At 56.5% G+C, this 26681-nt stretch carries 22 protein-coding genes and 2 pseudogenes; 12 read left to right on the top strand and 12 right to left on the bottom strand.

What is annotated here, in order from left to right; translation table 11 throughout:
- Nucleotides 1-15: 15 nt before the first annotated feature.
- From MKZ35_RS02455 to MKZ35_RS02410, 10 genes are all read right to left on the bottom strand, one after another.
- Nucleotides 16-2298: a GH92 family glycosyl hydrolase gene (locus tag MKZ35_RS02455; RefSeq protein ID WP_482511635.1), complete on the bottom strand. Its 2283-nt coding sequence runs from the start codon at nucleotides 2296-2298 to the stop codon at nucleotides 16-18.
- A gap of 81 nt (nucleotides 2299-2379) precedes the next feature.
- Entirely contained in the window at nucleotides 2380-2967 is a 588-nt protein-coding gene (locus tag MKZ35_RS02450; RefSeq protein ID WP_482511634.1) for a discoidin domain-containing protein, read from the bottom strand.
- A gap of 97 nt (nucleotides 2968-3064) precedes the next feature.
- The gene (locus MKZ35_RS02445; RefSeq protein WP_482511632.1) at nucleotides 3065-3190 is read right to left on the bottom strand and encodes a hypothetical protein; all 126 of its coding nucleotides are present in this window, start codon (nucleotides 3188-3190) and stop codon (nucleotides 3065-3067) included.
- Between the two features lie 61 nt (nucleotides 3191-3251).
- The gene (locus MKZ35_RS02440) at nucleotides 3252-4055 is read right to left on the bottom strand and encodes a PKD domain-containing protein (RefSeq protein ID WP_482511631.1); all 804 of its coding nucleotides are present in this window, start codon (nucleotides 4053-4055) and stop codon (nucleotides 3252-3254) included.
- Between the two features lie 86 nt (nucleotides 4056-4141).
- A complete protein-coding gene (locus MKZ35_RS02435; protein WP_482511630.1) occupies nucleotides 4142-5851 on the bottom strand; it encodes a RagB/SusD family nutrient uptake outer membrane protein in 1710 nt (569 codons plus the stop codon).
- 19 nt (nucleotides 5852-5870) lie between these two features.
- The gene (locus MKZ35_RS02430) at nucleotides 5871-7925 is read right to left on the bottom strand and encodes a SusC/RagA family TonB-linked outer membrane protein (protein WP_482511629.1); all 2055 of its coding nucleotides are present in this window, start codon (nucleotides 7923-7925) and stop codon (nucleotides 5871-5873) included.
- A complete protein-coding gene (locus MKZ35_RS02425; protein WP_482511628.1) occupies nucleotides 7919-8743 on the bottom strand; it encodes a TonB-dependent receptor plug domain-containing protein in 825 nt (274 codons plus the stop codon). The genes MKZ35_RS02430 and MKZ35_RS02425 overlap by 7 nt, the downstream gene beginning before the upstream one ends.
- A gap of 89 nt (nucleotides 8744-8832) precedes the next feature.
- On the bottom strand, nucleotides 8833-9750 hold the full coding sequence (locus tag MKZ35_RS02420; protein ID WP_482511627.1) for a RagB/SusD family nutrient uptake outer membrane protein: 918 nt from the start codon (nucleotides 9748-9750) through the stop codon (nucleotides 8833-8835).
- A gap of 237 nt (nucleotides 9751-9987) precedes the next feature.
- The gene (locus MKZ35_RS02415; RefSeq protein ID WP_482511626.1) at nucleotides 9988-10563 is read right to left on the bottom strand and encodes a hypothetical protein; all 576 of its coding nucleotides are present in this window, start codon (nucleotides 10561-10563) and stop codon (nucleotides 9988-9990) included.
- Between the two features lie 8 nt (nucleotides 10564-10571).
- The gene (locus tag MKZ35_RS02410) at nucleotides 10572-13757 is read right to left on the bottom strand and encodes a SusC/RagA family TonB-linked outer membrane protein (protein ID WP_482511625.1); all 3186 of its coding nucleotides are present in this window, start codon (nucleotides 13755-13757) and stop codon (nucleotides 10572-10574) included.
- Nucleotides 13758-14373: 616 nt separating this feature from the next.
- Here MKZ35_RS02410 and MKZ35_RS02405 point away from each other — a divergent pair.
- Both MKZ35_RS02405 and MKZ35_RS02400 read left to right on the top strand, forming a co-directional pair.
- Nucleotides 14374-15141 (top strand): annotated as a pseudogene (locus MKZ35_RS02405) (SDR family oxidoreductase).
- An 18-nt stretch (nucleotides 15142-15159) separates the two neighbouring features.
- Nucleotides 15160-15360 carry a helix-turn-helix domain-containing protein gene (locus MKZ35_RS02400; RefSeq protein WP_482511624.1) on the top strand — a complete coding sequence of 67 codons (201 nt, stop codon included), beginning with the start codon at nucleotides 15160-15162 and terminating at the stop codon, nucleotides 15358-15360.
- 158 nt (nucleotides 15361-15518) lie between these two features.
- On the opposite strand, the gene MKZ35_RS02395 is transcribed toward MKZ35_RS02400, so the two are convergent.
- Entirely contained in the window at nucleotides 15519-15659 is a 141-nt protein-coding gene (locus MKZ35_RS02395) for a hypothetical protein (protein WP_482512280.1), read from the bottom strand.
- A 22-nt stretch (nucleotides 15660-15681) separates the two neighbouring features.
- Nucleotides 15682-15834, bottom strand: a pseudogene (locus MKZ35_RS02390) (glycoside hydrolase family 3 C-terminal domain-containing protein); the annotation flags it as partial.
- A gap of 544 nt (nucleotides 15835-16378) precedes the next feature.
- On the opposite strand from MKZ35_RS02390, the gene MKZ35_RS02385 reads away from it, so the two are divergent.
- The 10 genes from MKZ35_RS02385 (at nucleotide 16379) to MKZ35_RS02340 (ending at nucleotide 26578) form a co-directional block, all read left to right on the top strand.
- Nucleotides 16379-17314: a glycoside hydrolase family 3 C-terminal domain-containing protein gene (locus MKZ35_RS02385; RefSeq protein ID WP_482511623.1), complete on the top strand. Its 936-nt coding sequence runs from the start codon at nucleotides 16379-16381 to the stop codon at nucleotides 17312-17314.
- Nucleotides 17248-17979, top strand: a complete 732-nt coding sequence (locus tag MKZ35_RS02380; protein ID WP_482511622.1) for a glycoside hydrolase family 3 C-terminal domain-containing protein — start codon at nucleotides 17248-17250, stop codon at nucleotides 17977-17979. Before MKZ35_RS02385 ends, MKZ35_RS02380 begins: the two co-directional genes overlap by 67 nt.
- Nucleotides 17980-18248: 269 nt before the next feature.
- Nucleotides 18249-19496, top strand: a complete 1248-nt coding sequence (locus tag MKZ35_RS02375) for a glycoside hydrolase family 5 protein (protein ID WP_482511621.1) — start codon at nucleotides 18249-18251, stop codon at nucleotides 19494-19496.
- Nucleotides 19497-19579: 83 nt separating this feature from the next.
- On the top strand, nucleotides 19580-20158 hold the full coding sequence (locus MKZ35_RS02370; protein ID WP_482511620.1) for a hypothetical protein: 579 nt from the start codon (nucleotides 19580-19582) through the stop codon (nucleotides 20156-20158).
- 50 nt (nucleotides 20159-20208) lie between these two features.
- Nucleotides 20209-23409, top strand: a complete 3201-nt coding sequence (gene lacZ, locus MKZ35_RS02365; RefSeq protein WP_482511619.1) for a beta-galactosidase, LacZ type — start codon at nucleotides 20209-20211, stop codon at nucleotides 23407-23409.
- Between the two features lie 159 nt (nucleotides 23410-23568).
- Nucleotides 23569-23748 (top strand): hypothetical protein, encoded by a 180-nt coding sequence (locus tag MKZ35_RS02360; RefSeq protein WP_482511618.1) that lies wholly within the window; start codon nucleotides 23569-23571, stop codon nucleotides 23746-23748.
- A 179-nt stretch (nucleotides 23749-23927) separates the two neighbouring features.
- Nucleotides 23928-24233, top strand: coding sequence for a hypothetical protein (locus MKZ35_RS02355; protein WP_482511617.1), 306 nt, complete (start codon nucleotides 23928-23930; stop codon nucleotides 24231-24233).
- 3 nt (nucleotides 24234-24236) lie between these two features.
- Entirely contained in the window at nucleotides 24237-24740 is a 504-nt protein-coding gene (locus tag MKZ35_RS02350; protein WP_482511616.1) for a hypothetical protein, read from the top strand.
- On the top strand, nucleotides 24730-25629 hold the full coding sequence (locus tag MKZ35_RS02345) for an RHS repeat-associated core domain-containing protein (protein WP_482511615.1): 900 nt from the start codon (nucleotides 24730-24732) through the stop codon (nucleotides 25627-25629). The genes MKZ35_RS02350 and MKZ35_RS02345 overlap by 11 nt, the downstream gene beginning before the upstream one ends.
- 487 nt (nucleotides 25630-26116) lie before the next feature.
- Nucleotides 26117-26578, top strand: a complete 462-nt coding sequence (locus MKZ35_RS02340; protein ID WP_482511614.1) for a hypothetical protein — start codon at nucleotides 26117-26119, stop codon at nucleotides 26576-26578.
- The last annotated feature ends 103 nt before the right edge of the window (nucleotides 26579-26681 follow it).

Raw genomic sequence — 26681 nt, 5'->3', positions numbered from 1 at the left:
GAATACTCCCAGTTTCTACTTCCAACTATAATTCGGTACTGGACCCATTTCAAAAACCAGCTTGGATGCGCGCATGATGTCGCTATGGCTTATGAAGGGATGTTCAATGACTTTTCCATCCAACGTCACCCGCTGAATATATTTATTTTTCTCAGTAAGGTTTTTCGCAATAATGCGAAAGCTCCGCTGTTTGCGCTGTGGGTTTAACCGAAGCGTCATTTCTGGAAACTGCGGCGCACCGATTGCATAAATGCCCGAGGCGGGCGTTACCAGATAAAGCCCCATGACGCTAAAAATATACCAGGCGGACATCTGGCCACAGTCTTCGTTGCCATTAATGCCAATCGGCTCGTTTCTGAAATTTTCAGACGAAGTATGTTTTCTGATGAGTTCCTGCGTTTTCCAGGGCTGACCAGCGTAATCGTAGAGATAGATACAATGATGGCCGGGTTCATTGTCGTGGCGATAATGGTTTTCACGAAAATTTTCGTCCAGCCTGGCCGTGAATTTTTCCCTGCCGCCCATCAACTCCACCATGCCGGCTATGTCATGCATGGCGCCGAATGCATAGGTCCACTCATCGCCTTCGGTGAACCCCGGCCAGTGGCCCTCTTTATTTTTCTGGTCAAACGCTCCATCAACCCGTCTTGGCAGAAAAAACCCCGATGTGGTGTCGTATAGATTTTTATAGTTTTTGCTCAACGCAATGAGTTTTTTGTAGTCGCCCGTCTTCCCATTTTTCTTGGCAACTTGTGCGATTGCGTAGGCCGTTATGGAATATTCGATGGTGCGCGATACCGACTCGGCTGTCTTATCGGAGGGCACATAACCCAATGCGTTGAAATGCGTCAGGCCGGCCTGGGCTTCGTTCCCGCTCCACTGGTCACGGTCACCGTACCGTAATCCCGTATCGTTAAACGGCGGGACGGTCGCGTCCTTCAGCATCGCCTCATAAGCGAGCTTCGTGTCAAATCCCCGATAACCCTTCACGTACGCATCGGCTATCACTTCGTCCGCGTGGGTGCCAATCATAATATTTGTTTCCGCCGGGTTCGGCCAGATCGGTAATCGGCCACCTTCTTTGTACATCTGCAGCATCGCGCCAATCATGCCATTGGACCGCTCTGGCTGCGTCAGTAATAGCAAGGGATGAAGCGCCCGAAAGGTATCCCATAATGAATAGTCCGTGTAGGAGTTACCAACGTGAATCTGGTCGTCGAAACCGCTGTAGTAGTTGCCCTGCTCGGACATTTCCCGCGGAAATTGCATTGTGTGAAACAGGGCGGTGTAGAAGATGCTTTTTTGGTCTTCGCTGGCCCCGTTTATTGTGAGCCGGCGCAGGTTTCGCTGCCATTCGTTTTTGGTCGATTGAACCAATGCCTTGAAATCTTTGCCCCGCAATTCTTCCGCGAGATTTTTTCTGGCCTGTTCTATGCTGATGAAAGAGGTCGCCAGGCGTGCCTCTATCTGTTCATTATCGCGTGTTGCGAAGTTTACGTACGCCCCCATCCGGGTTCCGTACTGTTCCGTAGACGATGCCTTGATGGCGTTTCCATCCCAGGTGCCAAACGAGTGGAACGGCTTGCTGAACTGGATGACAAAGTAGCCGTTGAAGTTGGGTCGCTCGGGGCCAAGCTGGGCCGACATCCGGTCCGGATTGTGGCCCGTAATCTCGTTTTTGGCCGGATTAATCTTCATGTATCCCTTCAGTCGTTTTACTCTCCCTGCGAGGTCATTCGACCAGTCGGCCAGTTCTGGATTTAAATTAATCCCTTGAACGACAAGGCGTGCATTTTGCGACGCCGGGAAGGTAAATCGATAGATCGCGGCTTTGGAGCCGGCGGCCATTTCGCTCTCTATCTGCTGAGTACCGGCATCCAGTACGACCGAGTAGTAATACGGGGTGGCTACCTCGTTGGCATGGCTAAAGGGCAGGGCGCGGTCTTTGGGTAAGACGTTAAGCGCACCTAGCTGCGGCATGAGTGAGACGTAGCCGTAGTCCCCCATCCAGACAGTTGGCTGGTGCGAAGCGAGAAAGCCGATGATGGAGCCATCTTCGTAGACATAATTCATGCGGCCCATCTTGTTTTCGCCGGTCTGAGCGACAAAATTCGTCATGGCAAAGGGGAGCCCGACACTGGGCATGGTGCCGCCGCCTTCCAGCCCTTTGGCAAAGCCCGTGAAGGCGGTGCCTATCAGCGGGTTCACGTAATCGACTTCCTGTTTTTTTCCGACGCGTTCTTGAGCAGAACAGGTGAGCGAGAACGTTAACGCCGCCAGCAAGTAAATTTTTTTCATTATTGAATAAGAAGCCAGGATGGGTGTTGCAGAAGAGCTGACGTGAAAAGGCCCGGACGCGTCCGGGGCCTCAACGTGGCCTTAAGCCTTGCACTGACCGAAAGTCGGCGCCCCGACCAGCGCTTCGCCGATCAGCACCCGGTACGATTTGATGCGTCCGGTGACGGGGACGCTTTGGCCAAGGTCGACGATCAGGCGGTGCGGCTGCGCCGGATTGCGCGAGCCGCCGCTCCACTGGGTATGCCAGTAGTCGCCGGTCTGCCCATTGATGGCGTTGAGCGCGGTGCCGTCCTCCTGCATGATTTCCTCGCTGTCGGCATAGGCAATCGTCCACGACGACTGGTTCATGACCTTCCCGTCTTTATCGAGCAGGGCGAGCTTGGCCACCGCAGCGAACTGCTTGCCATCGTGGGCATCGAGCGATTCCAGGCAGAGATGGCGGCCCTGGGCCGGCTGCGCGAAGAAGAACTCCTGGGTTGCCGAACCCGGGGCGAACGAAGCGCTATGCACCGGTTTCTGGTCTTTCAGCTGCATGACTTTGGGGTAGTGCGAGTCGGGGTTGTAGGTGTAGTCGTGGTAGGTCTGGACTTCGACCAGGTCCAGGGCATTTTCGCGCCGCAGCTCCTCGTAGAAATCCCGGGTGAACTGCACCTTATCCACGCCCGCCAAATCTAAGGCAATGAGGCGGGTCTTTGGCTGTAATGCTTTTACCGCGCGAGCGGTGCGAACATAGAATTGGCCCAGCTCGGTGCCCGTATAAGCGGGCTTAAGGTCGGGCTCGTTCCAGATTTCCCAATCGGGGCACCTGCGCTTGGTAGTAAGTCACCATGGCCCATACCCAGTTGTCCCAGGCGGCCAGCGCCTCGGGCGAGGTGGGGATGTGCCAGCCCACCCACGCTACGCGCTACTACTCCGGCTTATCAGGCCAGGCATCTGCCCGCACTTTAAAGGAGCTAGAGTACCCTAATGGTCATTAGTCTTCTCGCAGCGTCCAGATTACCCGTGATACCGATTGCGGTCAGCGTGACGGTATAGGTTCCGGCAGCCGCATAGGTATAGGTTGGAGCCGTGCTCGTTTGAACTGGAGAGCCGTCGCCGAAGTCCCAGGTGTAATTGAGCGCGTTTGTTGAGGTGTTGGTGAAGGTGATTCTTCGCGGAGAGGTTGCGTCGGCTCGCTGAGTAAAATTGGGCGTTGGTTTCAGAACAGCCGGGTCCACCGAGATGATGGTCGTTTTCAGCCGCGGATTGACGGTCGTTTCCGTACTCGCGATAGTCACACCCACCGCCAGCCGCTGGCCAGGAGTCACCGGAAGCGTCCGCAGGTAATCTAAGTTGATCCGTAAGTCGAACGGCGCCGAATCCCGGCCCTTTCCCAGGGTAACCACTTCAGGCAGAGTGAACTTGTCGGTTGGCAGTAGGGCGGTTGCAGTCAGTGTTCTAGCATTGATAAGCTGGTTCACGGTATCGGCATTAGCGGCAATCGTTACGGCCACATTACCCCCGGCAGAGACCCCGCTCCGAAATATGCCCAAAGGCACCACTAATTCTCTCTCGTTGAGATTCACCGTGAACCGATACGGGCCGGTAGCTGGTGGCAGGCTGTTGATAGAGAATACGCCATTCCGGGCCGTTGGCATATAGATGACTTGTTCCGGATAATTGGCTTCGGGAAGTTCATCGTATTCGCAAGCACTTAGCCACAGACAGCACCCAATGCCGACAAGAGCGAAGCGGGCAGTATTAAGAAAGGAAATCATGTGCTCAGGTAGGTTGTCGGAGCCAAGCTGGAGCCAAGCCCTTGTGTTGATTACATCGCCAAGCTCCAGCTCAGCCCTGACATGCCTTACCAGCCGGGGTTTTGAACCAAGCCACTTGATACGTTCAGTTCGCCTTGCGGAATCGGATACAAGTACATTTTCGATTCAAATACTCGCTTTTCAACTTCTACCGGCCTGTACAGGAAGGAGGTGGTGGTGCCGTTAACTTGGCGGGTGATGGTAACGCCCATCAGCGGTGCGCCCAGCGTCCGCGGGCCGATCATCCACCGGCGTACATCCCAGCCCCGGTGGTCTTCAAAAGCTAATTCGACCCGGCGTTCGTTGCGAATACGTTCGCGCATGTCAGCCTGCGACAGCCCGGCGGGCAAAGGAGGCAGGGCAATGCCCGTCCGGGTGCGGACTCGGTCCACGTACAGCTTAATGTCAGGATTGCCCGGCGAGGCTTCATTCAGGGCTTCGGCGTAATTCAGGTGGATTTCGGCCAGTCGAAAAATATTCCACGACTTCACGCTGGTATTGTTGAGTAGCAGATTCAGGTTTTCGTTGACGTATTTTTTCAGGTAGTAGCCCGTCTTCGTCGCGTTAGCTACCCCCTGGCCGTCGCGGCCACCGGTCCAGGCTTCGACTGGCCGCCCTTTATAAGGCGTGTTATTCAGAATGATGCTCAGGCCCAGCCGGGGGTCGCGGTTGGCATAAGGGTTGGCCGCGTGAGTTGGGTTGTTCCAGTCGAACCGGGTGCCGTTGCTCATCTCGTAGGCATCGACCAGATTTTGGGACGGTGTAGTGCCACTTGCGCCTAAATCGTAGCCAATAGGGTAATTGGCCCGCTCAAACTCGTTGGATGCGTTATTGCGCCGGGAGAAGATGACCTCGGGGAACGTGTAGCTGTTGTTGAAGAACAGGTTGCGGTAGTTATTGTGCAACACGTAGCCCGTACCGGGCAAATCAATAACCGCTTTAGCCGCCGCCGCGGCGGCTGTCCAGCGGGCCCGTCTATCGCCAGATAGTGAAATCAATTCGGGGTTGGCGTAACCACCCGCCCAGGTGGTGGTGTTAAACAGGTCGCTGGCGGCATAGAGCAGTACCCGGCTTTTCAGCGAAAGGGCGGCTCCCCGCGTGGCCCGGCTTAGCTCGGCGGCGGGATAGGTAACGGGAAGGTTGAGGGCCGCTGAGTCGCATTCGCTCGTAATGAAATTGAGGCATTCGTCCAGGGTATTGCGCTTCACGCTGCTAAAATCTTCGTTGAGCGACAGTGCCTCCGTGAACAGCGGCACCCCACCGTAGCGCTTTACCAATTCAAAGTAGAAGTAGGCTCGCAGAAACCGGGCTTCGTATTTCCACCGTTTTATGTTGCTCAGGCGTTCCCGATAGGTATTCTGGCCTGGAGAGGATGGGTCGAGCCGAAACTGGTCCAAATCGATGCTGTCGGCTGAGACCAGAAACTGGTTTGCCTTCCGAATGCCCCGGTAAAAAGCCCCCCACAGGTTTTCGGGGTTATCGAGGGCGTTCCAGGAGCCGTTGTTGAACCTCTGTACGGCCGAGGTTTCGAGCGTATGCTCGGCTTCGTCGGTGGCCGACGCCGTCATGGCCCCATCGATTTGCAGGTAACCTTCCGGAATGTCCGCGTACAGCGAGTTGAGCCGGTTCAGCGTGAGGTCGTATGAACGGATAAGCTGCTTTTCGGTGATGTCACTATTAAGCTCCCGCTCCAGGTCCTCACAACCACTCAGCCCGACAATAGCAGCTATTGAAAGGAAAAATATAATACGTTTCATATGGGTGTAAAGGCTGAGATTAAAACTGAACACGAAGACCTCCACTGAGGGTCCTTAAGGCTGGATAGCCATTGCTTACTTCAGGATCGATGTAGCCCTTCATTCGGTCGAGCGAGAACAGATTGGTACCGTTGACAAACACCCGGACGGCCGACGTTCCAGCGTTAGCTAACCTGACTTTTTCGAGCAGCGAGACCGGGAGCGTGTAGCCCAGCTCGATGCTGCGCATCTTTATGAAGCTGCCATCGCGCTGCCAGAACGAAGAGTACCGGAAATTATTCAGGTTATTGAATGCCGACAAACGGGGATAAGTGGCGGAAGCCGCCGTTTCGGGGGTCCAACGGTCTAGTGCGATGGGCGCAATCTGGCCGTTATTCTGAAAGGCATGGAAGTAAGAGCCGCCGAAATAAGCCGTCCGGCCCGTCACGCCCTGGAAGAGAAGATCCAGATCGAAACCCCGGTACTGAACGCGCGGGTGCAGGCTAACCGTTAGGGTCGGCACCGACGTATTGCCAATGGCTCGGGTGTCATTGCCATCGATCAGCCCGTCGCCGTTCTGATCCTTGTACTTGATGTCGCCCGGCTGGACGGGGGCAAAAGACTGCCGGGGGCTAGCAGCAATTTCGTCCTGATCCTGAAACAACCCGATGGCTTCCAGTCCAAAGGGCTGCCCAATAGGCCGTCCGGTGGTGTACTGGTAGTCGTAAAGTCGGATGGCCTCGAAGTTGTCTGAAATCTTGTTCTGCGCGTACCAGCCGCTTGCTTCTATGGAGTACTGCAACCGGCCGATCGGCGCATCTGTCTCCGACTTACTGCGGTACCGAATCGTGGTTTCGAACCCACGGTTACGGACCTTGCCCAAGTTCAGTAGTGGCAGTGCTACCCCAAAGTACTGTGGTACCGTACGGCTGGGCGTCGCCAGAATGTCATACCGGTTGTGTTGAAACACATCCACGCTCAGGTCAAGCCGTTGGGCGAGGGTGAGCTCAACCCCAGCATTCAGCTTTTGCTCGGTCTCCCAGCGCAAATTGGCGGGGGCGGGGGCACCTTCGGCTAAGCCAAAAACCTGCGTGTTGCCCGTTCCCACATAATAAGACGCCCCGTAGGGATACCGCTGTTCAAACATATACCGCGAACCGCCAATCTGGTCGTTGCCGGTCAGGCCGTATGAAGCCCGCAGTTTCAGGAAGCTGACCAAGGCATTTCCCTTCAGGAACGCTTCGTTGGAGGCAATCCAGCCCACCGAAGCGGCCGGAAAGAATCCGTACCGGTTAGACTTCGGAAACGCTTCCGACCCCATATAGCCCGCCGAAAACTCGCCGATGTACCTGCCCGCGTAGGTGTAAGTCGCGCGCCCGCCTAGTCCAACGTGCTTATATGGCAGGCTATTGACGGCGTTTACGACGTTGTTGATGTTGGTATAACTGCTGGAATTATACAGCAGCACCGCCGAAACGTCGTGCCTGCCGAAGCTGCGGTCATAGTTGAGAAATCCCTGAAAAATGCTGTTGCGCCATTGATCGGATCTGGCTTCGTTACCTACTAGAGAGGTATTCTGGCCGAAGCGGTTGTATACGATTTCTCCGGCCGCGTTTGTACTGGCCGCAAACCGCTCGTAGGTTTTGGTTTTGTTGGAATAGCTGCGGAAGAAGTTATTAAACGACGCGGCCGCCGAGACACTCAGGCCGGGCAGAAGCTGATCCAACTGCTCGGTCAGTCTCAGGTTCGACTGAAGCACCCGGCCGTTGGAGGTGTATGACCCCGTCTGGAGCAGGTTGCCCAGTGGGTTCGTCAGGGCGTTTGTACCACCAAACGAGCCGTCGGCATTGTACACCGGGAAAGCGTTAGGCGGGAGCGTCGCCAGCGAGTTGAAGAAGTCGCCGGTCGTATTTGCCGCCGGGTTGGCGTTGTCTTCGACCGTGCCGCCGAGGGTAAGCGAGGCTGATAGCCGTTTGGTGACGTTGACGTCCACGTTTGAGCGGAAGTTGTAGCGTAAATACCGCGAGTTGACACTCTCTTCCTCCATGTCGCCCACGTTTTTGTACAGCCCGTTGCTCCGAATGGCATTCAGCATAACAAAATACCGAACCGTATTATTTCCCCCCGGAAGTTGAGGTTGTAGTTTGAGATGGGCGCCGTTTTTTTCAGTACTTCCTTGTACCAGTTCACGCTAGGCTTGAGATATGGGTCGCTGCCCGTGCCGTAGGCTTCCAGGTCAGCGTCGGTGTAGAGCGGAGCCCTGCCGTCGTTACTCAAGCCTTCGTTATACAGGCGGGCGTAGTCGTACGACCCCAGGAACTGCGGTAGCCGGGTGGCCCTATGAAATCCCTGCTGGGTGCTGAAATCGACCGTAAGCGGGCTGTTACTACCCCGTTTAGTGGTGACTAACAGCACTCCATTAGCTCCGCGCAGGCCGTATATAGCCGTCGCGCTGGCATCTTTCAGCAGGGAAATCGATTCTATTTCGCTCGGCACCAACTGCTCGTAAGTACCCTCGAAGCCGTCGACCATAATCAGCACGTCGCGCCCCGGACCGAAGGTGTTTACACCCCGCGCCAGTACGGAAGGCGAATCGTTGCCGGGTTCGCCCCCGCTCTGCATGACGGTCAGGCCCGGCAGGCGGCCAAACAGCGTGTTAGCTAAATTGGTCGTAAAGTTTTTCTCCAGATCAGCGCCTGACACCGTGGAAAGCGCGCCGGTCACGCGCCAGGCAGGTTGCCGCCCATAAGCAATCGCCCGGTCGGCGTTCCGATCAAAGTAATTCTGCGGACTCACCGGTTTAACTTCGGTGAGCGAGTCGCTGTCGGTGGCCTGGGCCTGGGCCTGAGCGGACTGGCTCAATCCCATTCCCAGCAAGGCCAGTAAACCAAGACTATAGTAGTGTTTCATCATAATTGATGTGATGGGTGGGCTTGTAGTTGTCATTGGGGGGCATTTATTCTCTTGTCAACAGCAATAAATGCCCCCCAAAGGCTATGGGGTTAGTAGCCGGGGTTCTGCACGAGGTAGCCTTTGAAGACTTCGTTGGCCTGGAATGGGTGCAGGTACATCCGGGGCAGAAACGTCCGGTCTTCAAATTTGTACACCTGATAAGCAAAGTCAGTGCTGCCCGTGACGCGAGTGATGCGCAGGCCCTGCATAGCTCCCCGCATAACGCCCTCCTGCTCGGCAATCTTCCAGCGACGGATGTCCCACAGGCGGTGGTTTTCAAACGCCAGCTCAATGTCGCGTTCGTTGCGAACCCGCTCCCGAAACTGGTCTTTGCTCAGGCCCAGCGGTAGCTTCGGCATGCCCGACCGCTGCCGGATACTATTGACCGCATTGTGGGCCGCCAGCACTGGCCCTTGCGCTTCGTTTAAGGCTTCGGCGTAGTTCAGGTAAGCTTCAGCCAGCCGGAACACGATGGCGTTCGGCACGGCGGTTTGCGAAGCAGACAGCGCATCGGGGATAAATTTCTTTAGCCAGGCGCCACCTTCGCAGTCAGCAGCATGACGACCGCCCTGAAACGTTTCCAAGGAGGGCACGTCCCCGTTATAGCGGGAGGAGGTGTAAGCGACGGTCTGGGCAAAGCGCGGGTCCAACTCGCCATATTTTACGAGCAGATTATTGCCGCCCGGCCAGGTTTGGGGGGTGCCGTCTCTCTTTTCGTACTTCCGAACAAAATTGTGAATCACCGATATGCCTCCCCAGGAATTTATATAGCTTGCTGGCTCTATCCCGAGGAAAGGAAACTGGTCGCGCCGGCGGGCGGTAAATACTTTTTCGGCCAGTACGATTTCGGTGTTGTCGTTCTGCTCCCACGCAAACTTGTAGTTCTTATCTACGCCTTTGTCCGTAATGAGCGCAAAATTGCCCCCCGGAGCAGCATCAATGGCGGCTTTGGCGGCGTCGGCAGCCAATTGCCAGCGGCTGTTGTTCTGGTCGCCGTAGCAGAGAAGCTTGTTGTCAGCTTCACTCCCGAGGCTCAGATAAGGTGTCGCCGAGTTGAAGAGCGGACTGGCGGCATACAGCAGCGTGCGCGATTTGAGCAGGTGAGCCGCTGTTTTGGTGGCCCGCCCCGGAAGGTAGATGGGTACGTAGTGGGCAGTTTGGCAATAGCCTCGTCGCAGTCCTGCACGATAAAATTAACCACGTCCTCAATTGAACTGCGGTTTACCTTGGCATCGTCCGCCAACCCGAATCGTTTGTCGATGATGGGCACCCCCGTAGCGTTTGAGCATCTCCGAATAGTTGAGCGCGCGGATAAATTTCACTTCGCCAATCACCTGGTCCTTGTACGGCGCGTCCAGGCTGGGTACCTCATCGAGCCGCTCCAGAATGATATTGCAGTTGCGAATAGCCGTCCAGCGGATAAAATACCGCTCGTCTTCCGACGCAACGAGCGGAGTCGTTGGGGTGATGTTGGCCGAGTTCCAACTCTCCGGGTGCATAAACGTCACTTCGCACTCGGCCTCGTCGGTAATGGGCGCATTCATGCACCAGACGCGCGAAGTAGGAATCAGGGTGGGTTCGTTGTAGGGAAAAGGGGAGTGAAGCCCAATCCGGTACGTGCCGGTAATGAAGGTCTCCAACTGCGCCCGCGACGAGAAAATGGTGTTCTCGGTCACGTCAACACCGGGGGCCTTGTTTAAAAATTCGTCGATTGGTTTGTCGCAGGCCGACGTGGCCAGGCACAGCATACCACCAACCAGAGCTTTGATAAGTGCTTTCATGGTCAATACTAGAATCGAAGGTTAAGCCCGAAGTTGACGGTCCGGGTCAGGGGATAGGGTTCCTGGTTGGTAACACCTCCGGTCGTAGCGCCGGGGACCGTGCCCGACTGTTCGGGGTCGACGCCGGGGAATACCGAACTCCAGGTATACAGATTGTTGGCACTCACGAACAGGCGGGTTGCACTCAGGCCGAGTCGGCTGAGCAACGTCTTGGGCAGGCTATAGCCGAGCTCGGCGTTTTTGAGCCGGACGTAGCTGCCGTCGCGTACCCAGAAGGTGGACATCTTATTGTTGTGGTTAGCTTCCGCCTCCGTCGTTACGCGCGGGAAGTCGATGGGCAGTCCTTGCTCGTAGCGCTCTTGCGACCAGCTATTAATCAGGTAATCCACCGCGCCAGTGTTTTCAAACCAGCCCCGCACTTGCCGCCGGCTGTAGGCCAGCGACACATTGCTGGCGCCCTGAAACAGGACGGAGAAGTCGAAGCCGCGGTAGTTGCCGCCCAACGAAACGCCGAAGATTTTTTCGGGGAAGTTGGAGTACCCAATCGGCACGGCATCATCTTCGTTGATGATACCGTCGCCGTTGATGTCTTTGTAGCGGATGTCGCCGGGTTGCAGTTTGTTGTTGTTCCAGGCCGACACGGGCCGGCTGGCATCATTCACTTCATCCCAGGTGTTATACAGCCCGTCGGCAACAAGGCCGAAATACTGCCCATAGCGCTGCCCCGTGCGATACTGATACGAGAACGGCCGGGCATTTTCATCCTGATACAGCACCTTGTTGCGGGCGAACGTGAAGTTGCCCCGTATCGTAAAGTTGAAGTCCCCAATGTTGTCGTTGTAGGTCATGTCGCCCTCGAAGCCCCGGTTGCGCATCCGGCCTAAGTTATAGGCGGGCAGGTTTGCTCCCACCGTGGCGGGCACCGTACCAAGATTGGCCAGGATGTTGTCCCGCTCTTCACTGAATACATCGGCGGTGACGGCGATTTTGCCTTTCCAGAACGAAACCTCCGTGCCGAGGTTCTGCTTAATGGCCCGCTCCCAGGTCACGTCGGGGTTGCCCAACTTACCTTCAATGGAGCGAGTGTAGCCAGTTTGGGTGCTGCCAACTTCCCCAAAAAAGTAGCCGTTGGTGGCCGAGGTGTAGGCCGAAGGGCGGTACAGAAAACGGTCACCCCCGATGCGGTCGTTGCCCACTTCGCCGTACGATCCCCGGATTTTCAGGTTGGTCACTACGTTGTTTTTCGGGAAAAACGACTCTTCCGAGGCTACCCAGCCGAGCGAGTAGGCCGGAAAGAACCCGAAACGCTTGCCAGCGGCGAAGTTTTCGGTGCCGTTGTAGCCAAAAGTAAACTCGCCTAAATAGCGGCCCTTGTAGTTGTAGGTGGTCCGGCCTACCACCCCCTGATACCCGTTGGGCACCAGGAACGCCAGCTCCGGGTCGAAGTATTTGGTCTGGTTGTAGTTGACCGTACCCGTCACGAAATGGTCGCCAAAGGCCCGCTTATAATCGAAGCCGAACTGCGCGTACGTGCGCCGGTTCTTACCGATACGCTGGCTGAAGATGAACGGCTGCTCAACGTTTTGCGGAAGGTAATTGATGCTGTTATCAGGCAACCGGACGGCATTATAGGTAATTAGCGGACGCCGGTTGATCAGTGTTTCGGTATTGTTGTTCTGGTAGTTCACAATCCCCGTTGCACTCAGGCCGGACACTAGAAAATCGAGCAGATAATCGGCCCGGACCGAGCCTTGCAGGAAGTTGCGGAACTCCTGCTGGTAACCGTTGGAGAACATATCGGCTACGGGGTTGTTCGCCGCACCCACGCCCGTAAGATTGACCAACTTGCCGTCGACGATGCCCGGCGAGGTCAGCGGATTGGCTTTGGCAATGCCTTCGATAATCGAGTTGGTGGCGCTGTTGCTGCCCCGCAGGTTCTCGGTTTGCGAAGCTATATCCACGGCCACCTTGAAATTCTTGGTTACGTCGAAGTCGAAGTTTGAGCGGAAGTTGTAGCGTTTGTAGTTCCGGTTGGCGTCGAAGTCTTTGACGATGTCGCTGTTGTTGAACTGCCCACCCTGGGTGAAAAAACCCGCCGACATGAAGTAGCGCACTTTTTCGGTGCCGCCGTTGATATTCAGATTATGCTGGGTTTGCAGGGCCTGCTTTTTTAGCACGAGGGAGTACCAGTCGGTGCTGGGAAAGAAAATCGGGTCGCTGCCGGTGCGGTAGGCTTCCAGCGCCTCATCCGAAAAGCGGGGGGTGTACACCGCGCCCGTTACGTAGGAGTCGTTGCGCAGGGCCTCGTTGTATAAGCGGGCGTAATCGTATCCGTTCATGCCACTGCGCAGACTGGGGAAGCTGGTGACGGCCACGTTAGAGGTATAGCTCAGCTGCGGCTTGCCAATCTTGCCTCGCTTGGTGGTAATAATTACCACTCCGTTGGCACCCCGAATCCCGTAAATAGCCGTCGCGCTGGCATCTTTCAGGATGGTCAGGTTTTCAATCTCGTTCGGGTCAATGTTATTGTAGTTGTTCACCTCGATACCGTTCACAAGGATCAGCGGATCGGCGGCTCCCGAAAATGTACTGACGCCCCGGATGCGGAGGGTAGAGGCATCGTTGCCCGGTTCACCGCTGCCCTGTACGGCGAACAGACCCGGCATCCGGCCCACCAGCGAGTTGCTGATGTTGGCTACCGGCGACTGAAGCAGCTCTTTGGTCGAGACGGAGGCAATGGCCCCCGTGACGGTGGCTTTTTTCTGCGTACCGAAACCCACCACTACTACCTCGTTCAGGGTTTTCGACTCCTCTGCCAGCGTGACGTTGAAAACCAACTGCTCACCGACGACGACTTCTTTGGGCACGTAACCAATGAAGCTGAACACCAGAGTGACCCCTTTTTCAACATTCGGCAGAGTAAAATTCCCTGATGTGTTGGTACTGGTGCCGATTACGGTGCCTTTAACGATAACGTTAACGCCGGGCAAAGCCTCGCCTTTTGCGTCGGTTACTTTGCCGCTAACCGTATTATCGATGCTTTTTTCGGGCATCCGATTCTCCTTGACGCTGCTGGGTTGGGGCACGCTGCCCGGATGAGCCAACACCGCCGGATCGCCGAGCGCAGTCCGGCTCAGACACAGGAGCGATACTAGGGTAATCGATTGCATCGAACTGTAAACGTTTTTATTCATATGGGTAAGGAGACAAATTGTGAATGAATATAAACTTGATGCGTAGCGGGAAGGGCAACCATTTTGCCCTGCTGGTAATCAAGATGTTGAGCGTTTCTTCTGACGACTGAGCAGTTCGTTGGCGTTACTGACCAAGTCCGAGCCGAGCGGCAAGCAATAAGCTGATACTCAGTGAACACCGCCTGGTATAAATAGAGAAGCTATTCATACGGTAGCGGATTTAGTTTAACATTGTGGAACTATAATTTGATATGACAATACTACATAATAATTTCAGGTTAGCAAATTATTTCTTAGATTCTTGCTACTTGGTGGGTCGCTGAGCGGCTGACGGGGTCGGCTGCCAGCAGAAAAAAGCCCCCCGCAGGGCACTGCCTGCGTCCGGAAGGGGGGTGTTAGCCTCTAAGTAAAAATGATAAATTCGTTCTTTGTGTTGATTATTAATGGTTTGCCTGCTAGCTGCTCGTTAGCCCAGCACCCGTGCCTTATCGACTTCTTTCTTCTGACAGCTATAGGGAAAACTCTCACGTCTGACCGGTCAGCGGAAATGCCGGGCAATTTTGGTTTCTGTATTAATGTTATAACATTGCTCCAAATTCAACCTTAATACAGTATCATGACAATCTCCCTGTTTGACCTGACAGGTCGGACTGCCTTGGTGACGGGCTGCAAACGCGGCATCGGCCGGCCCATGGCCGTGGCGTTGGCCGAAGCCGGGGCCGCTATCATCGGAGTCTCGGCTTCGCTGGAGCTAGCGGGCAGCGCCGTGGAGCAGGAGGTGTTGGCCACCGGCCGCTCGTTCCGGGCTTACTAATGCGACCTGAGCCGGCGGGAGGCCGTGTATGCGCTGCTGGGCCAGCTAAAGCAGGAGGTTCCTGTCATTGATATATTGGTGAACAACGCGGGTACCATCCTGCGCAAGCTCGCCGCCGAGCACCCCGACGAATACTGGGACGAAGTGCTCAACACCAACCTGTCGGCGCCCTTTATCCTGGCGCGGGAACTAGGTAAGGGCATGCTGGAGCGCGGCTTTGGCAAGGTCATTTTCACGGCCTCCCTACTCACCTTTCTGGGCGGTATCACGGTGCCGGGCTACACGGCCAGCAAGGGCGCGATCGGCTCCCTGGTGAAGGCCCTGGCCAACGAGTGGGCTGGCAAAGGCGTGAATGTCAACGCCATTGCCCCCGGCTACATCGCCACCGATACCACCGCAGCCCTGCGCCAAGACCCCGACCGCTCCGCCAGCATCCTGGGTCGCATTCCGGCCGGCCGCTGGGGCAACCCCGACGACTTTAAAGGCATTACCGTATTCCTGGCCTCGGAAGCTTCCCGCTACGTCCACGGCACGATAGTGACGGTAGACGGAGGCTGGATGGGGCACTAAGCCTTAACGTATAAACTTATGGTACTCGTTGTCATCAAGGCGCTTGATATTCTGGAATTTGTGGCCCGTGGTTCGGGCCGCACGTATTCCCTGACGGAAATTGCCACCGGGTTGAGTATGAACCAGGCTACCTGCGTGAACATTCTGCAAACCCTGGTTGAGAAAAACTACCTCGAACACCTGGGGCGCAAGAAAGGCTACCGGCTGGGTCCCTGCTGAAAGCCCTTGAGGTCTTTGACCGGGCGGGTAATGTTCGCCACCAGGTCGTGGAGGTAGAGCGCTCCCACTTCCTGGCCATCGTAGCTGCTGGGGTTCTTGATCCGGCTGGCTACCCGCAGCGAATCGGTCAGGATGAGGGATTGGCTGCATAGCTGCCCTTAGGAGTAGTCGAACTTACTGTAGCTCAGACGATAGTCGAAAGGATGCAGCATTCCATTGGGGATGTCCAGGTAGCGGGAGACGTGCCGAATCCGGTAGTTTTTGTTGGGGCATCCCGTGTTTTTTTGATTGTAGCACATGGGCACCGGCTCCAGGCTGTAGGGGAAAGTTCATGGGCAGCTTGCCCGACGGGTTGTACTTGCTAAACAACACATCCGCAGTGGCACTGTCGCCCTCCGGACCGAGGTACCACGTTTCTATTAGGGCAGAAACGTTCGCCGCAACCCAGTTCAGGAGCAGCGGCTGGCCGCTCATCTGCGGGTCTTCGCCCACGGCGATTTCTTCGGGGCGGCGAGCTCAAACGAGGCCGCCTCTTCCAGCGGGCGAAGAGAGGGCAATAAACCTAGTTTCCGCATTATGCTGCTGGGTAGGGATAGGCGTTGATGAAGGGAAAAGACTAAGAAAAGGCCCCCCATGGCCCCGCCCGATGCGCGCCCCGGCAGTATAGGCACACTCCTGGCGCACGGGCGGCGCGCGACTTGAGTAAGGGCGCAATACCATCTGGCCACAGGAGTAGGCGGCGAACGGGTGCAGGGAAAGCTAGGCTGCCGCCCCCAGCAAGGCGAGGCAGGATAAGCAAGCAACTGGCAGAAACGGAGCAAGGCGTAGTCGGGATAAACTAAAAATAGAATTTGATTATAAAATCACGATGATGAATTGTTATTCATCATAATTAAACTATGTTTGTCCTGACCCTGGCTACCGGTTATCCTTTACCCAGGACTCCCGCAGGGAAACCGAGGCTCCCAGGCTCGGCTGCTTCCCTGCTGCTTGTCGTACTCTGGCCGCTCTCGTAACCATGCCCAAGCAATTTTCCCGCGTAGCCGCCGCCCTAGGCACCTACCTAGCCTGCGCAGCCTTTTACCTGTACTTGGCCGAGCCTTCCGCCTCAGCGTCCTGCCCAGAAGCCGGGGCGCCGGCCTCTCTCACCGTCAACGACGCCAAGGTCAACGCCCTGCTGCAGCAAATGACGCTGGAAGAGAAGGTACACATGATCCACGCCAACTCGGCCTTTGCCGCGGGCGGCATCAAGTGCCTGGGCATTCCCGAACTGATGACCTCGGACGGCCCCCACGGCGTGCACCCCGAGCAGGGCCGCGACTGGAACCCCGTGGCCAGCCCCCATAACGCCGGCACCTACCTGCCCACCAACAACACCCTGGCCTCGGCCTGGAACCCCACCTCGGGCTACGCCTACGGGGCGGTGCTGGGCAGCGAGGCCAATTTTCGGGGCAAAGACATCATTCTCGGGCCCGGCATCAACATCATCCGCACCCCGCTGAACGGGCGCAACTTCGAGTATCTGAGTGAGGACCCCTACTTGATATTGCTGCCGCTGTCGAAGTCGGTGAAAAAGGTGGCGGTCATCGGGGCTCATGCTATCCGCGAAAATGCTGGCGGCGGGGGCAGTGCCCAGCTCAAGGCCAAGGATGAAATCACTCCCCTACAAGGCTTGCAAAAGGCCTTGGGCAAATCGGCCGCCATCACCTACGCGCCGGGCTACAAAATTGCCCGCGACCAGAAGGCTGATCCGGCCCTGATTGCCAAAGCCGTGGCCGCTGCCCAGGCCGCCGACGTGGTGATTTACGTGGGGGCTCCTTCCACGGCTATGACTATAAGGTGTGGACCGACAACGCCTACGATGCCGAGGACACCGACAAGCCCGATATGGAGGTACCCTTTGGGCAGGACGAACTGGTGCAAGCCGTGCTCAAAGCCAACCCCAACACGGTAGTAGTCCTACTCGGTGGCGGCCCCCTGGATGTGTCGGGTTTTGCCGGGCAAGCCAAGGCCCTGGTGGAAGCTTGGTACCCCGGCATGGAGGGCGGCAATGCCCTGGCCCGCATCCTGTTCGGCGACGTGAACCCCTCGGGCAAGCTGCCCTTCACCTTCCCCGTCAAGCTGGAAGACGCGCCGGCCCACCAGCTGGGCGAGTACCCCAGCACCCCAGGTAATCCGCTGAAGCAGACCTACAAAGACGACATCTGGGTGGGCTACCGCTACTTCGATACCTATAAAATTGCCCCCCAGTTTGCCTTCGGCCACGGCCTGAGCTACACCACCTTCCAGTATGACAACTTAAACGTGACGCCCGGCCAGCAAAGCGCCACCGTGCAGCTGCGCGTGACCAACACCGGCCGCGTTGCCGGGGCCGAAGCAGTGCAGCTCTACGTGCACGACCAGCAAGCTGCGGTGAAGTGCCCGGAGAAAGAGTTGAAGGGCTTCCAGAAAGTACTGCTCAAGCGCGGCGAAAGCCAGCGCCTGACCTTCCGCCTTACTACTGACGACCTGAAAATCTACAACGACGAGTTGCAGTTCGTGGCCGAGCCGGGCGCCTTTCAGGTGTTCGGCGGCGGCAACTCCCGCGACGTGCAAATGGCCGCTTTTACCCTGGAATGAAATTATGGACAATTGGCCCAGCCGCACTGAGGGGGGCAAGGGTTTAGGACGGCTACTCGCCCACGCAGCCCATTCGCGGCTTTGGGCAGTTGCATAGGAGCGGCACGGGCTGGGGCAAGTACGGTAGGCATTTCCCTCTCTGCAAGCTGAGCATGACGCCCGGCGAGGATGCTCACGACCCGCCTATGGAAAACGAGCGGGCCCTTGCCAACCCGTACGGTTTAAAGTGGTGAGGTAGCGGTATTGTAGAATAAATAAATATTAATCCAATGAGAAAAGCTTTTCTATGTACGCTGTTTCTACTGCTGACTATCCTTGCGGCGCAAGCACAAGCCGGTAAGCCCAGGAAAGGGTTTGTTCGCATAAGCGGCCAAGATTTGATCAAGCCCAACGGGGAAAAGCTGTTTATTGAAGGCATCAACCTGGGCAACTGGCTCAACCCCGAAGGGTATATGCTGCTGCTCAAAAGGTCAGCAGATTCTTACCGCTTGATTGATGAGGCGCTTAAGGAGATGGTGGGAGAAGCCGTGACCGATGATTTTTGGCGGGCCTTCCAAAAAAACTACGTGACCCGGCAGGACATCCGCTACATCCGCCAAACCGGGATGAATACCATCCGGCTGCCCTTTCACTACAAGCTCCTTACCGATGAGCCGTACATGGGGTATGCTTCGAAATCACACGGCTATGCCCTGTTGGACACCGTAGTCAGCTGGTGCAAGCAAGAGGGGCTCTACGTCATCCTAGACATGCACGATGCCCCCGGTGGCCAAACCGGCAGCAACATCGACGACAGCTATGGCTACCCGTGGCTTTTAGTTACCGAAAAGCACAAGCAGCAGTTCTGTCAGATATGGCGGGAGGTGGCCAAACGGTACGCCAAAAACCCCACCGTTCTGGCCTACGATCTGATCAACGAACCCATTGCCTCCTCGGCTTTTCCACAAGATACCGCCCGGCTAAACGCAGAGCTGGCCCAGCTCCTGCAACGGGTCACCAAGGTGGTGCGGGAGGTTGACAATAATCACATCGTGATGGTCAGCGGCTCACGCTGGGGCCAGGATTATTCCATTTTCAAAGACTGGCAGTACGACGACAAGCTCATGTTCACGTGTCATCGTTACCACAGCGATACTACGGAAGCCGGAATTAAGGATTTTCTGGATTATCGCACCAAGTTCAACCGGCCTTTTTACATGGGAGAAACCGGCCACGAGCCCGACCAATGGATAGCGGGCTTTTGCCGAATGCTGGCTCGAAACAACATTGGGTGGACCTTCTGGCCTTATAAAAAGATGGGTAACACAACCAGTATGCTCACCATTGCCGAGCCCGTAAACTGGAAGCTGATTCTGGATTACACCGGTGGTGACCGCCGGTCGCTCCAGCTGACGCAGGAACGAAGGCCCAATCAGCAGCAGGTGAAAGCAGCCCTAGATGAGTTAATCAGTAACCTCCAATACAAAAACTGCACTATCAATGCGGGGTATATCCGAGCACTGGGGATGAACCCATAAAACACCTGCTGTGAGCAAAGGCGTCGAAAGCAGCATCGGCTTCACCCCAGCCCGTTTTTTCACTAAGCTTACTCTTCCCTAAAATGAGCAAAAATTCTGTCGCCTTTCGAACCGGGCTACTTGGTAGGCTGCTGGGGCTGAGCAGTCCGGTGCTGGCCCAAACGGCTGCCGGCGGGGCCCCACTTGAAGCCGCGAAAGCGCGCCAACTGCCTGACTACGTGGACCCGTTCATCGGCGTCATCGACACCAAGGCTGGGGCCTCGAACTGCGTAATTGGTCCCCAGCTACCCTTCGGCTCCATCAATCCCAGTCCGCAGACCCTGGAGGGGGACCAGGACGGCTACTCGCCCGCGCAGCCCATTCGCGGCTTCGGGCAGCGACACGGGAGCGACACGGGCTGGGGCAAGTACGGGCAGGTGTTTCTCGCGCCCCAGCTGGGCGTGGCGCCCGGCGAGGCGGATCACGACTCACCCAAGGAACACGAGCGGGCCCGCGCCTATGCGTACTCCGTGAAGCTGAGCCACTACGGCATTACCACCTCCGTGACGCCGGCCACGGTCTGTTCGCGCATAAGGCAGGTAAGAAGGAAGGGGTCAGATACTTCAAACTTACGCCTGTACACGCGGACAGGCTTTTTTATGAGACTATACTCCGCAACTTGAGTTAGCTAGGCCTTCCACCGCCCGGCTTTGCCTTTCCACCTGCCCATTTTATGCTTGCATCCCGTTTCCTGACCGCCTCTCTGCTGCTAGCCGGCGGCTTGGCCAGTGCCCAGCCTACGCCCAACGAATGGGAAAACCCGCGGGTGTTCGAACAGAACAAAGAGAAGGCGCACGCCAGCTTCATGGTGTACGCCAACGCCGCCGACGCCGCCACCAACACCTACAGCCGCTCGCCCTACTACCAGTCGCTCAACGGCTCCTGGAAGTTCAACTACGTGCCCCGCCCCGCCGACCGGCCCCTGGATTTTCAGCAGCCCACCTTCAACGACGCCAGCTGGAAAACCATAGCCGTGCCCTCGAACTGGGAAATGCAGGGCTTCGGCACGCCCATCTACACCAACATCACCTACCCGTTTCCGCGCAACCAGCCCTTTATTGATGGGCGCGACAACCCGGTGGGCAGCTACCGGCGCACATTTACGGTGCCGGCCACCTGGGCGGGGCGGGAGGTGATGCTCAACTTCGGCTCGATTTCCGGCTACGCGGTGGTGTTCGTGAACGGGCAGCGCGTGGGCATGAGCAAGGTGGCCAAGTCGCCGGCCGAGTTCGACATCACCCAGTACCTGAAGCCCGGCGACAACACGCTGGCCGTGCAGGTTACGCGGTGGCACGACGGCAGCTACCTCGAAGACCAGGACTTCTGGCGTCTCTCCGGCCTCGACCGGGACGTGTACCTCTACAGCTTGCCCAAGGAAACCATCTGGGATTTCTTCGCCCACGCCGACCTCGACCCCAGCTACCAGCACGGCCAGTTCTCGGCCGACGTGACGCTGCGCAATTTTGCCGCCACAGCCGCTGGCACCCCGGCCCGCCTGACGGTGGAAGTGCTGGATGCCGCCGGCAAAACCGTGCTGCGCCAGCAGCAGGCCGTAGCCCCGGTACCAGCCGCGGGCCTGCAAACCGTGCAGGTGAGCGGCACGGTGAAAAACGTGCGCAAGTGGAGCGCGGAGCAGCCCAACCTGTACCAGTGCCGCCTCACCCTGGCTGATGCGCAGGGCAAGGAGCTGGCCGTAACTGGCTGCCGGATTGGCTTCCGCAAAGTGGAAATCAAGAACGCGCAGCTGCTGGTGAACGGCGTGCCGGTGGAAGTGCACGGCGTGAACCGGCACGAGTTGGAGCCCACCACGGGCCGCGCGGTGACGGAGGCCGGCATGCGCCGCGACCTGGAGCTGATGAAGCAGTTCAACGTGAATGCGGTACGTGCCAGCCACTACCCCAACGACGAGCGGTGGTACCAGCTCTGCGACGAGCTGGGCTTCTACCTCGTGGACGAGGCCAACATCGAAACCCACGGCTACGGGGCCGAGCTGCAAGGCGGGTTCGACAAGAGCAAGCACCCGGCCTACCTGCCCGAGTGGGCCCCCGCCCATCAGGACCGCATCGAGCGGCTGGTGGAGCGCGACAAAAACCATCCGTCGGTCATTATCTGGAGCCTGGGCAACGAGTGCGGCAACGGCCCCGTGTTTCACGATGCCTATACCTGGCTGAAGCAGCGCGACCCGAGTCGCCCCGTTCAGTTCGAGCAGGCCGGCGAAGACGTGAATACCGACATCGTGTGCCCGATGTACCCCGGCATGGGTTCGATGAAAAAATACGCCGAGGCCACCGATAAAACGCGCCCCTACATCCTGTGCGAATACGCCCACGCGATGGGCAACAGCAACGGCAACTTTCAGGAATACTGGGACTTGATCCGGAGCAAGCCGCACATGCAGGGCGGCTTCATCTGGGACTGGGTGGACCAGGGCCTGCAAACCCAAACCACCGACGGCCGGCCGTTCTTTGCCTACGGCGGCGACTTGGGCGGCTACTACCTGCAAAACGACGAGAACTTCTGCGCCAACGGCCTGGTTGCCGCCGACCGTACCCCGCACCCGGGGTTGTGGGAGGTGAAAAAGGTGTACCAGGATATCCGCTTCACCGCTGCCCAACCCGCCACGGGCCGCGTAACGGTCGTCAACGGTTTTTCCTTCAATAACCTGGACGACTACACTTTCCGGTGGGAGCTGTTGCGCAACGGCACCCTGGCGAAGTCGGGCACGATGACGGTGGGCAAGCTGGCGGCCCGGCAGCAGAAGGAAGTGAAGCTGCCGCTGCCTGCCATGCCGGGCGGTGCTGAGTACGTGCTCAATGTGTTTGCCGTCACCAAAACGGCCGCGCCGCTGGTGCCCGCCGGCCATGAGGTGGCCCGTGAGCAGTTCGTCCTTACGCCAGCTGCCACCTACTTTGCCACCAAAACCACCCCGGCGGGTAAGCTCGACGTGCAGCAGGACGGCAACAAGCTGACCTTCAGCGCCGGTGACGTGCGCGGCGAGTTCGACACCAAGCAGGGCCGCCTGACCAGCTACCGCCTCCGCGACCAGCGGGTAGTGGATGGCTTCCCCGAGCCGTACTTCTGGCGCGCGCCCACCGACAACGACTTCGGCAACGGCATGCCCCAGAGCCTCGGGGTCTGGCGTACCGCCCACGCCGCCCGCTGCGTGCAAAAAGTGACGGTAGGGAAGCAGTCGGCCGCCGGCCTGCCCATCAGGGTAGAATACCTGCTCACCGACATCAACTCGCCCTATACCGTTGACTATCTTATAGCCAGCGACGGGGCGGTGCAGGTAACGGCCGCCCTCGACGTGTCGGGTCAGAGCCTGCCCGAGCTGCCCCGCTTCGGGATGCGCCTAGAGCTGCCGCGCCGCTTCAACCGCATTCAGTACTACGGCCGCGGCCCCTTCGAAAACTACTCGGACCGCAGCACGGCGGCCCTGCTGGGTACTTACCAGGATTCGGTGAACGGGCAGTTCACGCGCAACTACATCCGGCCCCAGGAAAACGGCTACCGCACCGACGTGCGCTGGCTGACGCTCACCAATGCCGAAGGCCTCGGGCTGCGGGTGGAAGGCCAGCAACAGCCCATCTGCTTCAGCGCCTTGCCGTTCCGCACCGAAGACCTCGACCCCGGCCTGAGCAAAAAGCAGCAACACCCCACCGACGTGAAAATGCGCGGCGCCATTACGCTGCAAGTGGACCTGAAACAGCGCGGCGTCGGCGGCGACAACAGCTGGGGCGCCCTGCCCCACGACCAGTACCGCCTGCTCGACAAGCAGTACCGCTACAGCTACACCCTACGGCTGGTAGATGAGAAAACGAAGAGCGTTTTAGGGAACGCGACTGGCACCAAGTCAAGCCTGGGTAGCAGATAGGGGAAAAGTTGGTTGTGCAAGGTCACCTTTGACCTGATGCAAGGGGGAACCCGGCCCCGATAACCGCTTATTTCCTGTGCTCTTAGCCTTATTTCCAACTGAGGCTTAGAGCGGTTTCGGAGTCAGTGTACACTACTTTGCTTTCCTTAGCGCCAGAAGATGTACTCACAAGATTTGCGCGAACGGGTTGCGGCGGTGTGCGCCGAAGCGAGCCATTTAGTGGGCGAGGTGGCCGCGCAGTTCCGCGTGTCCGTCTCGTTTGTCCACCAGTTGCTCCGGCGCCAGCGCACGACGGGCTCGCTGGCGGCCTTGCCCCACCGCGGCGACCCCGCTGCTTGACGCGGCGGCCCGCGCCCAGTTGGTGGCCTGCGTGGCCCGGCAACCCGATACGACGCTGGAGGAATTACGCGGCCAATTGACCGCTGCCGGCGCCCCCGCCGCGGGCCGCACGACGGTCAGGCAGGCGCTGCAAACGCTGGACTTACGGCGCGAAAAAGAGTGTTCACGCCGCCGAGCGGGTGAAGGGCCTGCGCCGGGCCTTCCTGGAAGCGCTGCCGGGCGAAGACGTGACGCGCTTCAAGTTGGTTGACGAAACCAGTGTCAACCTGACGTATACGCGCCGCTATGGCCGGGCTGCCGCCGGACGGCGCGTGGATCAGGCCGTGCCGTTGCACCAGGGCCTGAACGTGACGGTTGGTGATGTGTCTGAGAATATGGTCGCTGAAATTGGCCAGTTGCTGGGCGTCGGGCGGGCGACTATTTACCGGTACTTAGCCCATCTGCACGTGCCCACGGCGGGCCAAGACCTTTCCACCCCCGTCTAACATATGGATTGTCAACTTAATACTCAGGCGCTCGCCCACTGCGTGCGCACCAAGCGGGCCGGGCGGGGCCTGCGGGAAGTAGCCCAGGAAATCGGGCCCATCAGTCCTGCCACGCTCTCGCGGGTGGGAAACGAGAAAGCGCCGGACCTGCTGGTTTTCCTGCACCTCTGCAATTGGTTGGCAATGGCTCCGGGACAGTTTCTGGACGACCAGCAGCGCATGACTGGGCCGGCTACGGACGTGCAGGTAAAAGCGGGAGACAGTCTGCGCATTGAGGTATTTGGCCGCTACGCGGTGCGTCGCCGGGGCAAGGTAACGCCATTGCTGCTCCCGTTGGCTCTGATGAGCGAATCCGGAGCAGTGCCTAGGACTCCGGAGGGACAGCCCGCGGCGCGGCGGCGGTGGCTGCCGCGCCGCGGGTGCCGGGATTGCCCTCGCGTGGAGTGCGCTGCCCCAACTCTTGCATCCAGGCGGCAATCAGCCCCCGCGGGCCAGCGTGCGCTATGACCTATACAATAAAGATAGTGTGCTGGTGCACTCTGAGGTCAAGTACCTAGACGAGGCCGCTCAAGAGGACTGGCAGCAGCTCGTATTGGGCTTCCGGGCCGGGGAGGAGGGCTACGCGCAGGTATCGCTGCAAAATACGACCCGTGACGATGTGTGGTTTGATGATTTTTCCATCCTCGCGACCGAGGATCTGATCGTGCAGGAAAACCACTACGATCCGTGGGGACAGAATCTAGTAAACTTGGAACTAGCAGGGGAACCAAGTGAGCAGTGGCAATACACAGGTAAAGAGCGAATTAGCACTTTAGGATTAGAGTTGACGGATTATGGTGCGCGGTATTATGATGCTCAACTAGGTCGCTGGCACAGCACTGATCCAGCTACGCAATACTCATCACCATATGTAGCAATGGGCAATAACTCAGTTATAACCATTGACCCAGATGGACGTTTTGCCTTTGTTCCCATACTTATTGGTGCTGCTATCGGGGCTTATATGGGAAACAAAGTTGGTCAGGCGGCGGGTGCAAGTGGCTGGGGGATGGCTGGGTATATGTTGGGAGGGGCAGTAATTGGTGGATTATCAGGTGGTTTTGCGAATGGTGTAGCATCCAGTGGTATGGCATTCGCTAAAACAGCAGGCATTTTTGCTGGCTCGTTCACAAATAGTGTTGCGATGAATATGTTAAGTGGTGGACAAACGAGTGTTTCTTTTAGCTTAGGAGTAGCCTCTTATGATATGAACAAGAGCCAATTCAACTACTCAGGCAAGAAGGGAAATTCATCTTTACAGAATGCTGGATATAGCCTAGGTGCTTTAGTAAATTTGAGCGATGCAGTAAATACTGTTGATTCATTTACTCATTGGTCTGCAAAATGGGAAGCATAATATAAAACACATTTAGATAACGGCTCTGGTGACCTAGTTAAAGAATTATTACATATAAAGAATCATTACATAGGAATATTTTTAAAGCTAATTATCCTGGTCCTAAAAATCCTTTTGGTGAAAATATAGATCCTGCTACAGGACAAAATATTCCTTGGCACGGAGATGCACCAGGATCGAGCTTTATTGATTGGCCATCGTCTTTTCACGATCAAGGTTACGACATGCTAGGAATTGCTGGATTAAAAGGATTGACACGAGCTACCGATGCAATACCACTAGACCTCAGATTTATAGGGCAGCAATTTTATTTAGGCTCTAAGTACTTAACTACGCAACCTCTACATAGCGTACAAGCATACGGCGCAGGAATAGGATTAGGACTGCTTGCAACCCCAAAAATACTATTCAATAGTCTACTCCGTTAATACATTGCAACATGAAAAAACACTTAAATTTTGTGTATTCCTTTCTTTTTTTACTAATTATGACATCGTTTTCTCTGTCAAATCCCATAAAATTGTTTAAAGTTAGCAATACAAATCGCGATAAATTGGAGGAAAAAATAAAATACCTAATAAATACACATGAATTACAAGTCAATCATGAGCGATGGAATGAAATATTGTTGAATAAAATACACAAAGAAGGAGGAAAAGTTTTGAACAAAGATCTTCTTAAGGCAAATAATTATACAATCAATTCATCTGGCAGAACTGCCTTTGTAGTCTATTTAAGTAGAAATAATACCTTTTATGGGTTTGATGTTGTAAATTGTTTTGATTATAATATATTCGGTAAAAGCTGCGATATAGCTGTAAATGGTATCACCGTTGATGATGGAAGGAAGTTATCATCTTTTAAAAACAAAGCTGAGGAAAGAAAATACATAAAAGATTTTGAAAATTATATATTGCCTATTATAAAAAAACAGACATATTCATCCTGATTAATTATTTGATCAAAAATATGGCGGTGGTAAAATAGTAGGTGATTAGCGTATTGCATCTAGTGCTTAGTCAGGGGGATTGGTTAACAAAACAAGCGGGTTA

It is taken from the genome of Hymenobacter sp. R533113, from assembly GCF_056835965.1.
The sequence above is the reverse complement of the archived record's forward strand: the minus strand, read 5'-3'. Positions and strand labels throughout refer to the sequence as shown.